This window comes from Crocosphaera sp. Alani8 (assembly GCF_038442745.1).
Lineage (GTDB): Bacteria > Cyanobacteriota > Cyanobacteriia > Cyanobacteriales > Microcystaceae > Crocosphaera.
Genome location: NZ_JARVCN010000428.1, coordinates 1 through 12,808, shown reverse-complemented (window position 1 = coordinate 12,808; position 12,808 = coordinate 1). Strand labels below are relative to the sequence as shown.

Annotated in this window: 12 protein-coding genes; 8 read left to right on the top strand and 4 right to left on the bottom strand. The window is 38.7% G+C overall.

Going from position 1 to position 12,808, the window contains the following annotated elements; genetic code table 11:
• Positions 1–79: 79 nt before the first annotated feature.
• Positions 80–1,057: a chlorophyll synthase ChlG gene (gene chlG / locus P9B04_RS20940; RefSeq protein WP_342056910.1), complete on the top strand. Its 978-nt coding sequence runs from the start codon at positions 80–82 to the stop codon at positions 1,055–1,057.
• A 76-nt stretch (positions 1,058–1,133) separates the two neighbouring features.
• Here chlG and rpsO read toward each other — a convergent pair whose 3' ends face one another.
• Positions 1,134–1,403: a 30S ribosomal protein S15 gene (gene rpsO / locus P9B04_RS20935; RefSeq protein ID WP_342056909.1), complete on the bottom strand. Its 270-nt coding sequence runs from the start codon at positions 1,401–1,403 to the stop codon at positions 1,134–1,136.
• Positions 1,404–1,570: 167 nt separating this feature from the next.
• Between rpsO and P9B04_RS20930 the strand changes: the two genes are divergently transcribed.
• Both P9B04_RS20930 and P9B04_RS20925 read left to right on the top strand, forming a co-directional pair.
• Entirely contained in the window at positions 1,571–2,824 is a 1,254-nt protein-coding gene (locus P9B04_RS20930; protein ID WP_342056908.1) for a serine/threonine-protein kinase, read from the top strand.
• Positions 2,825–2,858: 34 nt separating this feature from the next.
• Positions 2,859–3,395 (top strand): peroxiredoxin family protein, encoded by a 537-nt coding sequence (locus P9B04_RS20925; RefSeq protein ID WP_342056907.1) that lies wholly within the window; start codon positions 2,859–2,861, stop codon positions 3,393–3,395.
• 35 nt (positions 3,396–3,430) lie between these two features.
• Here the strand turns inward: P9B04_RS20925 and P9B04_RS20920 are convergent, their stop codons facing one another.
• Positions 3,431–4,606 carry an amino acid ABC transporter permease gene (locus P9B04_RS20920; RefSeq protein ID WP_342056906.1) on the bottom strand — a complete coding sequence of 392 codons (1,176 nt, stop codon included), beginning with the start codon at positions 4,604–4,606 and terminating at the stop codon, positions 3,431–3,433.
• Between the two features lie 163 nt (positions 4,607–4,769).
• On the opposite strand from P9B04_RS20920, the gene P9B04_RS20915 reads away from it, so the two are divergent.
• The gene (locus P9B04_RS20915; protein WP_342056905.1) at positions 4,770–6,044 is read left to right on the top strand and encodes a hypothetical protein; all 1,275 of its coding nucleotides are present in this window, start codon (positions 4,770–4,772) and stop codon (positions 6,042–6,044) included.
• Positions 6,045–6,082: 38 nt separating this feature from the next.
• On the opposite strand, the gene P9B04_RS20910 is transcribed toward P9B04_RS20915, so the two are convergent.
• On the bottom strand, positions 6,083–6,727 hold the full coding sequence (locus tag P9B04_RS20910; protein WP_342056904.1) for a class I SAM-dependent methyltransferase: 645 nt from the start codon (positions 6,725–6,727) through the stop codon (positions 6,083–6,085).
• Positions 6,728–6,836: 109 nt separating this feature from the next.
• On the bottom strand, positions 6,837–8,855 hold the full coding sequence (locus P9B04_RS20905; RefSeq protein ID WP_342056903.1) for an iron uptake porin: 2,019 nt from the start codon (positions 8,853–8,855) through the stop codon (positions 6,837–6,839).
• Between the two features lie 290 nt (positions 8,856–9,145).
• Here P9B04_RS20905 and P9B04_RS20900 point away from each other — a divergent pair, with 290 nt between their 5' ends.
• The 4 genes from P9B04_RS20900 to P9B04_RS20885 all read left to right on the top strand — a co-directional run bounded on the left by P9B04_RS20900 (position 9,146) and on the right by P9B04_RS20885 (position 12,803).
• Positions 9,146–10,411 (top strand): bifunctional folylpolyglutamate synthase/dihydrofolate synthase, encoded by a 1,266-nt coding sequence (locus tag P9B04_RS20900; protein WP_342056902.1) that lies wholly within the window; start codon positions 9,146–9,148, stop codon positions 10,409–10,411.
• A 35-nt stretch (positions 10,412–10,446) separates the two neighbouring features.
• Complete coding sequence (locus tag P9B04_RS20895; RefSeq protein ID WP_342056901.1) at positions 10,447–11,190, top strand: cytochrome c biogenesis protein CcdA; 744 nt, start codon at positions 10,447–10,449, stop codon at positions 11,188–11,190.
• A 148-nt stretch (positions 11,191–11,338) separates the two neighbouring features.
• Complete coding sequence (gene hisI, locus P9B04_RS20890; protein WP_342056900.1) at positions 11,339–11,824, top strand: phosphoribosyl-AMP cyclohydrolase; 486 nt, start codon at positions 11,339–11,341, stop codon at positions 11,822–11,824.
• A 388-nt stretch (positions 11,825–12,212) separates the two neighbouring features.
• Entirely contained in the window at positions 12,213–12,803 is a 591-nt protein-coding gene (locus P9B04_RS20885) for a serine/threonine protein kinase (RefSeq protein ID WP_342056899.1), read from the top strand.
• The last annotated feature ends 5 nt before the right edge of the window (positions 12,804–12,808 follow it).

The window sequence follows — 12,808 nt, the reverse complement described above, 5'->3', positions numbered from 1 at the left end:
TGGGGTTATGATTTTGGCAATATCGAATACCCCTGTGATTCCGGAAATTAATTATCCATGATTCATTATCTATTTATCTATGTCTGATTCTTCTTCCAAAATTAACGAAAAAAGTAGCAAGACTCGTCAACTATTAGGGATGAAAGGTGCGAGTTCTGGAGAGACTTCCATTTGGAAGCTACGGTTACAGTTGATGAAACCCATTACCTGGATACCTTTAATCTGGGGTGTGGTTTGTGGTGCTGCTTCATCGGGAAATTATACCTGGAGTCCGGAAAAGTTTTTGATGGCAGCGGCTTGTATGCTCTTGTCTGGACCATTAATGGCAGGATACACCCAAACCCTCAACGACTTCTACGATCGCGAGATCGATGCAATTAATGAACCTTATCGTCCTATTCCCTCTGGGGCTATTTCTGTTCCTCAGGTGGTGACACAAATTCTAGTTTTACTAGGTGTGGCCGTTGCTCTAAGTTATGGTTTGGACACATGGGTGGGTCATGATTTTCCCATTATGTTGTGTTTAACCTTGGGAGGGGCATTCCTTGCTTATATTTATTCGGCACCCCCTTTGAAGTTAAAACAGAACGGTTGGTTGGGAAATTATGCCTTAGGGGCTAGTTATATTGCTTTACCTTGGTGGGCGGGTCATGCTTTGTTCGGTGAGTTGAACTGGACAATTGTGATTTTGACCCTATTTTATAGTTTGGCTGGCCTGGGTATTGCGGTGGTTAATGACTTTAAGAGTGTAGAAGGCGATCGCCAACTGGGGTTAAAGTCCTTACCTGTGATGTTTGGGGTTAATACTGCGGCTTGGGTGTGTGTCATCATGATAGATGTGTTTCAAGCTGGTATCGGGGCTTATTTGATTTACATCCATCAAAATCTATACGCTGCTATTTTGCTTTTATTGGTGATCCCTCAGATTACTTTCCAAGATATGTATTTCTTGCGTGCGCCCTTGGAAAATGATGTTAAATACCAAGCCAGCGCACAACCTTTTCTGGTGTTAGGAATGTTGGTAGCTGGATTAGCTTTAGGACATGCAGGAGTCTAGCTACTCACAAGCAGTCAGGAGAGGAGGAAGGATCAGAGGTGAAACATTTTAACCCTATGAAAACTTCCTCTTTTTTTTAGCGACGGATACCAAGGCGTTGAATCAATGCTTGGTAACGGTTGCTGTCTTTGCCGTTGATGTAGGCTAATAAGCGACGACGACGACCAATCATTTTTAGGAGTCCTCTGCGGGAAGCGTGGTCTTTGGGATTTTGCTTGAGGTGATCAGTTAACTGGGTAATACGTTTAGTGAGGATAGCTACTTGTAAATCGGCTGATCCGGTATCTGTTTCGTGAACTTGGTATTCACTAATCAGAGTTTGCTTTTCCCTAGCGGTTAAACTCATAAAAATAATTTAATAAATACTGCAATCTCCTATAATACCATTTATTTTACTATTTAACCACTACTAATAGTGTCAATTATTAACATCTGATAAAACCTGAGAAAAATTAGTGTATAACTGAATCAGGCAGTCTAAACTAGAGAAAGATTGACCCGTGGCAACTCCAGATGAGTCTTTGCATTAACCCCCAGTGTTCTAATCCGGAAAACCAGGACGTATCCTTATTTTGTCAGAGTTGTGGCTCAGAGTTGCTGCTCGACGGACGCTACCGTGTTCTTAAAGAGCTAGGAGGTGGCGGTTTTGGCAAAACCTACGAGGTACAAGACAGTCGTCACTTTGATGATAAAAATCAGCCTGCTCGTAAGGTTCTCAAAGTCCTAATTCATAATCATCCCAAGTACGTTGAACTATTCGACAGAGAAATCAAGGTTTTAAGCCGTCTTAGTCATCCGGGAATTCCTCAAGTTGAGCCGGATGCTCATTTCCAGTTCCATGTAAAAGATAGCGATAAACCTCTGTACTGTCTAGTCATGGAGAGAATAGAGGGGCTAAATTTGAGCCAGTATATTGTGCAACGAGGTAAATATATTTCCCAGAAAATGGCTGTTCAGTGGTTGATGCAACTGCTGCGCATTTTGGAGGAGATTCACCATCATAATTTTTTCCACCGAGATATTAAGCCTTCCAACATCATGTTGCGTTCTACGGGACAATTGGTTTTAATCGATTTTGGCACCGCTAGAGAGGTGACGGAGACTTATTTGTCAAAACAATCGAGCGGAGGGGTTACAGGGCTGTTTTCGGCGGGCTACACCCCTATCGAACAGTTGAATGGTAAGGCGGTTCCTCAGTCGGATTTTTTTGCTTTGGGACGGACTTTTATTTATCTGTTAACTGGAAAACATCCCAGTGAATTGTATGATTCCCATGTTGATCGGTTAAATTGGCGAGAGGAGGTTTCTGACTCATCCTCTGATTTTGCCGATGTGCTAGACCAAATGATGGCTCGCTCACCGAATCAACGACCTTCCTCGGCTCAGGTTATACTCAACCAGCTAGAGAGGATATATCATAATTTGTATGACTCAGATAGCTTTTTAGGTACTTTTTCTGTTAATCCAGTCAGTGATAATACGGATGATGTTCCCACTCGCGTACCTCCTCCTAATCAGCCTTTGCCATTACCCCCTAAAACGGGAGTTTTCGGGTCTAATGAGGTTGAAGAAACGATTGAGGCTAGTTTTCTTGAGCAGTGTCAAACAGAGTTAGCCGAGCTTATCGGACCGATGGCTTCTTTAATATGTCAGAAAACTCTTAAAAAGAATCCGAGCATTTCTCCAGCAGATTTTGTAAAGGCATTAGCAGGTAAAATACCTGATCCCCAACAAGCTCAAGATTTCCGTAGAAAATTATCAAGATAGTTTTTATCCTTTAGTAACAATAGATGACAGGGTTATGTTAACATCTACGGACTTTTCTGGTTTAATTAATCGGCGTTTTTTTAATAACTTTCTCCCTATTCCTGCCACAAATCAGATCTTATTAGAAAGCACAGCTCCTGATTTTACTTTACCGGACATTACGAACAATCGGAAGGTCAGATTAAATGATTATTTTGATCGACAGCCGGTTATTTTAGCTTTTACTCGTATTTTCACAGAAAAACAATATTGTCCTTTTTGTTATCCCCACATTATCAGTCTCAATAAACATTATGAAAAATTTATTGAGCGTGGGGTAGAGGTTTTAATGATTACCAGTACGGATATTCAACAAAGTCAAATTGTTGTTCGAGATTTGGGTTTAAAGATGCCTTTACTGAGTAACCCCGATTGTCGGGTATTCAGAATGTATCGTACTGGACAGGCTTTGGGTGCGCCACTTCCAGCACAGTTTTTGTTGGATAAAACAGGAAAAATAGAATATAAGCACTTATTTTCCTTTATCGATCATAATGCTAGTGTTGATCGATTATTACTAAAGATTTCATGATTGGGGTGTGGGTGAAAAATGATTAAAAATGATTTTTACCCCTTTTCTAATCGACGACTTAATAAGGACATAGAATAACAAAATACCCAATAAATGATCGCTACAAAAATATATACTTCCCCATAGCGACCGATAAATTTAGGGTTAGCTAAAATAGATTGAGAGATTCCCAATAAATCAACTAACCCGACAATAGCTAGTAGGGAGGTATCTTTAAATAAACTGATAAATTGACCAACAATAGTAGGAATAACAACTTTTAGTGCTTGAGGTAAGACTACTAAAATTAAGACGAAAAATGTATTTAATCCTAATGCTTTAGCCGCTTCGGTTTGTCCTCTAGGAATAGATTGTAAACCTCCTCTAACGTTTTCTGCTAGATAAGCGGCACTGAATAAAGTAAATCCTGCAATGGCTCGAATGACCCGTTGAATGCGCATTTCCTGGGGTAAAATTAAGGGTAACATTACCTGTGCCATGAACAGTACACCAATTAAGGGTAAACCTCTAATTAGTTCGATATAAGCAATAGATAACCAGCGAATAACAAGTAAAGTGCTTTGTCTTCCTAGTGCTAATAATACCCCAAAAGGAAAGGACAAAATAATACTAATTATCGACACAAGCAGGGTTAAAATTAAACCACTAAAATCATCTAGTCTAACAGGACGTAAAAACAAAGCTCCTTGTAATAATCCTAATATAAAAAAGAAAGTTAATCCCCAAATCAAGGATAAGTAATTACTAAATTTAGGTGATTTGTCCCTTATTTTTTTGCCGACTAACGCAAAGAAAACGAATAATAGTAAAATACCTAATAATCTCGCACTAGAAATTAAACTAATAGGAATAGCTAACAATGCTAATAGGACGGTAGTTAGTCCTAAAAAGGCTAAATTAATAGTATTGAATAAGTTATTAGAATTTGATAAATTGCCCCAAGAAAAACCGATTAAACTAAAAATAATGCCTAAAGTTACCCACGCTCTCCATAATAAACTTACAGGATATTGACCGACAAAAAATAAACGCAAATTAGCTGTAATAACTTCCCATTGTGCTTGAGATAATGTCCAAGAGATTAACCGTGAACCAACTCCAAAAATAAAAATAAGACTAACTAAAGTAAGAAAACCATTAAGCCAACTACTAAAAAGATTCTTTTTAATCCAATTCATGGGACTAAGACGATCAGAAAAGACGAGAGACATAATGATGTTTAATTTATTCAACCTATTAAATATAGTGGAAAAGTTAACAAATTTCAAGAGAGAATTAATCAGTTTGATGTTGGAAAAGATTAAAATCTAAATTTGTAAAAACCGTCTCAAAGTATGACATATTAGAGTTGTGGATTTATTGCCTGAGAAAATAATGCTGTGTTTTTTTCGTCAAATACTAAATAATGAATGGTATTTTGTTCTATTGATGGGGTTACTAAGTAGGGGACTTATCGTTACCACAATGATAGGAATTGCTCCTTTAATTCATATCGATTCAGGGGATGGTTCAATTAATTTTGGATGGGAAGTATTTTCTGCTTGGGATAGCATTTTATATCAACAAATCGCAGTTAATAGTTATGATACAACAGGATCTGAACCTGGTTCAAATATTGCTTTTTTCCCTTTATTTCCTTTATTAATTAGATTAGGTATACTGCTGGGATTTCCTGCTAATATTGTTGGTATTGTTGTTAATAATACTGCATTTATTATAACTCTATTTGTCGTTTATATCTGGATCAAAAAAACTAATAGTCTTTTAGTTGCGCGTTGGGTTGTGGCTATTTTAGCTTGGTGTCCTTTGTCTATTTTTTGCACAGTTATCTATACGGAAGGAGTATTTTTATTATTTAGTAGTTTGGCTTTATGCACCTTTGAAAACAAACAATATGCTCAAACAATTGTTTGGGGAATATTGGCAACAGCTACCCGAATTACAGGACTAGCTTTAATTCCTACTTTTTTGTTTATTGCTTGGCGTAAAAAGCTATCTTGGATGGCTTATATTACAGCTTTTGCTAGTAGTGGGGGTACCTTTTTGTATAGTCTTTACTGTTGGTTTTATTTTGATAATCCTTTTGCATTTATTACAGTACAACATACAGAATGGCAACGGAAACAAGGAATTGATTGGAACGGATGGGGTCAAATGTTAGCAGAAATTACCATCGGGGGAAAAAATTGGGCTGCTGGGACCATTGTTGATCCTTTGCATCCTTTCTTATTTTTATTAATCATGGTTATGATGTACGGATTATGGTATTGTCGAGCTTTTATTCCTAAAGTTTATTTTGATTACAGTTTGTGTAGTTTATGTTTTTTATTATGGCTTTTAGGCGGAGATTCTCTGTTAAATACCCTATCTGTTTTAGGGGGACTTGTATTATTATGGTGTTCCCGTAAACAGTTAAGTTTAGTTGTTTATATCTATGGTTTGTGCGGGTTGGGACTATTATTATCTTCTGGGGGAACTATCTCCTTAAATCGTTTAGCTTATGGGATTGTTTCTTTGCCTATTGCTTTAGGTGTAACTGTCTCCAAATCTTCCCGTTGGGGTTATTTTGTTTTAGCATTTTTTAGCTTATTACTAGTTACTTTCTCCCTTCGATTTGCTCAACATCAGTGGGTAGCAATGCTACCTTAAAATAGGTGCAATTAATTAATTGCACCAAAAATTAATAGCTAGACTTTCTGGGAAATAATCGCATAAAAAGGATCAGCACCCATCATACCTAACATTTGTAAGAAACTTGGCAGAGGAGAGACATTCATAACTACTTCCGGTTTACTAAACCCAGGAATAGACCGAAAATAGTTTTTAACTAACTGAATTCTCAGAGCATCTGTACCGTCACGCCAAGCAGAAATTGCTTTTTGATAGAACATCCGATTAGAAAAACTAACAATAACAATACCACCAGGTTTGAGAACGCGATGAATTTCTGAAAAAATAGCTTCAGGATACTGTAAATATTGAACAGAAACAGCAATCAAAACAGCAGAAAAATCGTTATCTTGTAAAGGTAATTTGGGATTATCGTTAAGATTCTGTACAAAATAATGATCAAGACGAGGATTTTTTGCTAACTCTTCTTGGTTCATTCCATGACCTTCCACATGGTCAAATTGTAGATCATCAGGAAGATGAGACACCCAACTACTCATTAAATCTAAAACCCGTGTTTGGGGTTGTAAATGTTGTTGATAAAGGTTAGTCAATTGATCGATAAATCCCTCATCAACATGGGTCACAAAACGGGGAAAAGCATAAAATTCTCGATCGTTACCAGGATCAAGTTTTTCTCTTTGATGGGGGTTCAACAACATAAATTAAACTATTTTTTTATATTTCAATTCTTATTATAAAAAAAAATAACCCTGCGAGTGACAGGGTTAATTCATACTTGAGCTTAGATCAATTTAAGACTATCAAAGTCTAGAAAGAGAAGGTTCCACGGAGGGTTCCAATTACCTCATCGTCAGCACCTTGGATGTTAACAAACTGGTCAGGGTTAGAGATCCAGATTACGCCAGGTGTTACGGAAATGTTGTCGGTAACTTGGTAACGGTAGAACACTTCTGCAGTGATGGGGTTACGACTGGGAAGGTTAAAGAAACCTTGTCTTTCGCCCAAGAAAGGACGTTGACGACCACCATGATAGGGTTGAACCCCTGCAAAGATACCTAATAGGTTTCCTTCTTTGAAGAGATCGGGGAAGGCAAAACCGCCACCACCAGTCCAGACTTCAGCACTCTTTCCACGACCGATGAAACGAACGTTAGTGAAAGATCCAAATGCGCTGAAGTTCATCCATTCAGCAACACGCCAGGTCATTTGACCACCATAACTGTTGGTTACTTTACCACCGATGTCGAAGGGGTTGACCTGTAAAGGATCGTTGGAGTTCGTACCGTTGGTGTTGTAGTCCAAAGTAGGAGTTCCGGGTTCTCCAACAGAACCAGCCGCAAAGGCATTATTTAACTGAGAACGAGAGAAGTTAGCAAAAGAGGTTCCCACTTCTCCAGGTCCGGTAGGAATACCTTGACCAAAGATGGGGGAGTCTGGCTTGTGGTAAGCGTGAACGTAGGTGAAAGCAATATTGACTACGTTAAAGAGGTTACCGTTGATTTGAGCCAAGCCACCGTAGTTACCGTTGAATAAACCGTTACCACCGTCGCTGGCTGCGTACTCTTGACCGGTAGCGGGGTTGATAGCTTTACCAGTTTGACAACCGCGAGTGCTACCGTCGGGGTTTTCTCCACCACCGTTGAGGCAAGGATCGTTAGCGGTTCCTGCTAAGTAACCGAAGCTAAGAGAGGTAGGACCGAGCAAACTTTCCAGGAAGCCAAGTTGGAAACTCATACCAGCACCAGCACCACCACCAATACGGTAGATGGGGTTACGCTGAGCAAATGTACTTAAAGAACCTTTACCACCGTCAAAGTCCTCGAAGAAGGGGTTTAAGGTAGGAACGAAGTGGTGCCAACGTCCACCCCAAGGACTGATGTAGGTGTTGATTCTAAAGTCGTTTAACGGCTCGATGGGAGCATAATAACCAACCCAGTCAATGGTTACGTCGTTATCGCTTTCGTTACGACGAGGACCGATGTTGAAGGTTTGGGTAGCTGTGGGGTTGATTAGGGTATTTTCTGCGAAGGCAATACCAATGGGCTGACCTGTGTTGGGGTTGAGAACCCGTAGGTTAGGTTCGTTTAGGGTAAAACGGTCTTGTCCAGTACCTGTACTAGCGGATAAACGGGTAACTAAGAGGTCTTCTCCGCTGAAACTGGTGTTAAAAGCTAAACGGATACGATCTTGGAAGACAGCTTGGTTGTCCTCAGAAGAACGGCTACCACCAGCAGCGGTCACAGCCATGATTACTTCACCGACTAACTTGGTAGTGGTGGAGAACTGGTGATCCTCTAAGAAAGCAACTCTACCTTCTAAGTTATCGACTCGTGCGCCCAAAGCAGCTAGTTCTGCTTCAAATTCCTGCATTAAACGCTTGAGCTTTTCGATATCTTCCCGAAGTACCGCTACGTTTTCTTGGATCAAACGTTCCATGGTGTTCAAACACGCGTTTAAACCTGCGGCGAATTCCCAACGGGAGGTAGCACGGTTACCACGGAAGGTTCTGTCGGGATAACCAACAATACAACCGTAACGCTCAACTAGGCTTCTCAATGCTTCATAAGCCCAGTCAGTGGGGGAAACATCACGTAGTTCACTGACGCTGGTAACCTGCTCATTAAGGTTATTTGAGTTGCCTTCTTGGCTGTAGCTTTCGAGCTTGTCTAATAATTCGTCTCGTGCTTGGGCTATTTCTAAGCCCTGGTCTGCACTATGATTAAATTCGTACTGGGAAGTACTTTCGGCAGCAGCCGAGTTAGATGCTAGTACAACTCCCATAAATGCTGGACTAACCAGCAGGGTTTTCCATAACAATTTTAGCATTTTCAGCTTTCCTCACACCATTAGGTTGACTACAGAGTTTATAGCCTCACTCATCATCCCATTATACACAGCTTTTTTTGATTGGCTCACATATAAGTTTAACTTTTGTGAAGCTATCCTTGATATTACTTTTACTGATAAAAGTCTCAGATAGATTTGAGCATATCTGATAGTTCTACCTCTCTAGCTGGCATACTGATTTTGAGTCTCGTATACCTTAACGTTTATTATTGTTAATTGACTACTTGCATCTATTAAATGATGGGGAATGATTCCAATCAGAGTTACAAATGAGTATTGATTCTACTTTACAAAGCTTCAAACGTTTTGGTGTTCACTTAGGGTTAGATCGTATCAAAGCTTTACTGCATAGCTTAGACAATCCTCATCAAAACATTCCGATGATTCATGTGGGAGGAACCAACGGTAAGGGTTCTGTGTGTGCTTACTTATCTTCTATTTTAGTAGAAGCAGGTTACAGGGTGGGGCGTTATACTTCTCCCCATTTAATCCATTGGACAGAAAGAATTTGCATTAATAATCAACCCATCGCAGAAACAGAACTAGAAACTATTTTAATTAAGATTAAAAACTCTATTAATACGACTGAAGATATTCCCACACAATTTGAAATTATTACCGCAGCAGCTTGGGTTTATTTTGCTCAGCAAAAAGTTGATATTGCCGTTATTGAAGTGGGTTTAGGGGGTCGTTTAGATGCTACCAATGTTTGCGATCGCCCTTTGGCAACGGTGATTACTTCTATTAGTCGCGAACATTGGCAACAATTGGGCCCGACTGTTAAAGATATTGCTAAAGAAAAAGCTGGTATTTTTAAGCCTCAGTGTCCTGTCATTATGGGTCAGGTTTCCGATGAAGTCAAACCTATTTTTCAGTCTCGAATTGAAGCTTTAAACTGTCCCTACACTTGGGTTAAACCTAGTAGTTATCTATCTGAAAATTTGGCAAAATATAAAAATATCACCTATCGATTATCTTTATTAGGAGAAATGCAACTGAATAACTCTGCTTTGGCTATAAAAACTGTTAAAATATTGCAAGATAAAGGATGGAAAATAACTGAAAATCATATTAAGCAAGGAATTAAAAATACCTATTGGTCAGGCAGAATACAATGGATAGAATGGAAAAATAATCCTATCCTGATCGATGGGGCCCATAATCCAGCCGCCGCTAAAATGTTACGTGGTTATGTTGATAGTTTGGATAAATCTGTTATCTGGATAATAGGGATGTTATCTACAAAAGAACACGATAAAGTTTTCCAAGAATTACTTAAAGCAAATGATAACTTATATCTAGTTCCTGTCCCCGACCACAGCACCGCCAATACCCGTGATTTAGCGCAACTGGCAAAAAAAATATGTCCTCAACTAACACAAATTGAAACAAGAGAAACCGTTTTTTCTGCTTTAGACAAAGCCGTGAATACGCAAAATTCTCAACAGATAATCGTTGTAGCAGGTTCTTTGTATCTAATTGGTCACCTTTTGGGCCATCTTCAATGGGATAACAGTAAATCTCCCAAGGCTTAAGCTATAATAAAGCTAGGAATAAAACCGCAATGTTTATGCTCGAATCCTTACAAACACAAATATATCAGCTTCAACAATTTGCTAATCGCTTGGTTTCTTTACAACTCGATCACCTTAGCTTGATTAGCGTTGCTATCATCTTTTTTGCGGGACTATTAACCAGTTTAACCCCTTGTATGCTGTCCATGTTACCCATCACAATCGCTTATATTGGTGGTTACGAATCTCAAGGAAAGTTACAAGGAATGCGTCAATCTGCTTGGTTTTCTTTGGGATTGGCAACCACTTTAGCCGGGTTAGGGATTCTAGCAGCATCTTTAGGAAAAGTTTACGGACAAATTGGCATAGGTTTGCCTATTGTTGTCAGTTTAATTGCTATTTTAATGGGGTTAAATCTGCTAGAAGTTATCTCATTTCAGTTTCCTTCTTTGGGAGAAACAAACTGGATAACAGAAGATCTTCCTCCTGTAGTTCGTTCCTACCTTCTTGGGTTAACTTTTGGTTTAGTTGCTTCCCCTTGTAGCACCCCAGTTTTAGCAACATTATTAGCATGGGTTGCCACAAAACAAGACTTGATTTTAGGGGGCGTATTATTATTAGCTTATACGGTGGGTTATGTCCTACCTTTAATTTTAGCAGGAACCTTTACAGCTACCTTAAAAAACTTGTTAGAATTACGTCGTTGGTCTGCTTGGATTAATCCTGTTAGTGGTATTTCACTAATTGTATTTGGAATGTTTTCCTTATTATCTCGCTTACCATTAAACAGCTTGTCATAAAATCATAATATTAGAAAGCTTAAACTCCGTGGTAGTGATTCCCATATAGTGGAAAAATTTTAACAAAAATTAAATGCGTTTGCCTTGTTACCAAAGGGTAATTCCTTTTATATGATAATGATTATCATAATCGAAAGGTTGAGCCAATATGAATCCCTTATTTACTGCCAGAACCTCAGTAGAACAAGTAGAAGAAGGTTTGTTCCTTGCTCCAAAATTCGACTCTAACGGTCTAATTCCAGTGGTTACCACCGATGTAAACACGGGTGAAGTGCTGATGCACGCTTATATGAACGAAGAGGCGTTAGTTAAAACCATTGAAACTGGAGAAGCTCACTATTACAGTCGCAGTCGTCAGCAATTATGGCATAAAGGTCAATCTAGTGGACTGGTGCAGAAAGTAGCACAGTTAACCATTGATGATGACCAAGATTGTCTCTGGATGCAGGTTATAGTAGCTGGTTCGGGTGCTAGTTGTCACGTGGGTTATCGTTCTTGTTTCTATCGCCGTATTCCTACAGGAGAAAGTGCTGTTTCTTCCCAGCAACCACTACAGTTAACTTTTACTGAAAGCGAGAAAACATTTGATCCAAAAGCCGTATATGGTGATGCACCTAACCCAACCCAATTGTAAATAAAGACAAAGCATTGTTGTGTTATGAATATTTTGAGAATAATAATTATTCTTAAAATATTCTCGATTTGCCTTATTACTGTTAGGTAAACAGGCGATCGCTACGATCGTTTTTTCTTTATTTCTTGCTTGGGGTGGATTGTTAATTAGTTAAAGATGTTTATCTTGTAGGGGTAAACGGCCGTTCACCCCTGCGGATCATGTTATATGCTTTTTCAGAAATGATTAGCTAGAATAATCGGGATATAGCAATACAAGGATTAATTAAGACATTGTTTGAATCTGTCGGTTTCATTCCGAGGTACGAGGAATCTCTTTAACTTCCTAAAGATAATGCTGATTGCTGTAACTGATTAACTCTCTAATTACACTTTTTCTGAATCATCCCATGTTAACTTCTTCTCCTTTTCCTCACTTACCTATAGACAAGCATCCTTATCGTATCCTTGATATTTTAGGTCAAGGTGGTATGGGAATTACTTATTTAGCTGAAAACACAAACACCCAGGAAAAAGTTGCCTTAAAAATAGTTTCTTTACAAGAATCAGAAAACTGGACAAATATAGAATGTTTAGAGAGAGAAGCAGCAGTTTTAGAGAATTTACAACATCCAAGTATTCCCCAATATTTAGATTATTTTGATATTGAAACAGAAACAGGTAAAACCTTTTATCTCATCCGAGAATTAGCCCCTGGAAAATCATTACAAGATTGGGTAAATGAAGGATGGCGTACCACAGAAGAAGAGGTTAAAAATATTGCTGAACAAATACTCAATATTCTTATTTATTTACATAGTTTAAACTCTCCTGTTATTCATCGGGATATCAAACCCAGTAACATTATTCGAGATGAAAAAGGAAAAGTATTTTTAGTAGATTTTGGCTCAGTTAAACATCAATATTATACAACTTTAATGGGAGGTAGTACCCAGGGCTATTTCATTCTGAAAAGTTCCAAAATATGCTTTAGGGAATGACCACA

Coding starts and splice junctions, on each gene's coding strand:
- chlG (WP_342056910.1), top strand. CDS start 80: ATGTCTGATTCTTCTTCCAAAATTAACGAAAAAAGTAGCAAGACTCGT.
- rpsO (WP_342056909.1), bottom strand. CDS start 1,403: ATGAGTTTAACCGCTAGGGAAAAGCAAACTCTGATTAGTGAATACCAA.
- P9B04_RS20930 (WP_342056908.1), top strand. CDS start 1,571: ATGAGTCTTTGCATTAACCCCCAGTGTTCTAATCCGGAAAACCAGGAC.
- P9B04_RS20925 (WP_342056907.1), top strand. CDS start 2,859: ATGTTAACATCTACGGACTTTTCTGGTTTAATTAATCGGCGTTTTTTT.
- P9B04_RS20920 (WP_342056906.1), bottom strand. CDS start 4,606: ATGTCTCTCGTCTTTTCTGATCGTCTTAGTCCCATGAATTGGATTAAA.
- P9B04_RS20915 (WP_342056905.1), top strand. CDS start 4,770: ATGCTGTGTTTTTTTCGTCAAATACTAAATAATGAATGGTATTTTGTT.
- P9B04_RS20910 (WP_342056904.1), bottom strand. CDS start 6,727: ATGTTGTTGAACCCCCATCAAAGAGAAAAACTTGATCCTGGTAACGAT.
- P9B04_RS20905 (WP_342056903.1), bottom strand. CDS start 8,855: ATGCTAAAATTGTTATGGAAAACCCTGCTGGTTAGTCCAGCATTTATG.
- P9B04_RS20900 (WP_342056902.1), top strand. CDS start 9,146: ATGAGTATTGATTCTACTTTACAAAGCTTCAAACGTTTTGGTGTTCAC.
- P9B04_RS20895 (WP_342056901.1), top strand. CDS start 10,447: ATGCTCGAATCCTTACAAACACAAATATATCAGCTTCAACAATTTGCT.
- hisI (WP_342056900.1), top strand. CDS start 11,339: ATGAATCCCTTATTTACTGCCAGAACCTCAGTAGAACAAGTAGAAGAA.
- P9B04_RS20885 (WP_342056899.1), top strand. CDS start 12,213: ATGTTAACTTCTTCTCCTTTTCCTCACTTACCTATAGACAAGCATCCT.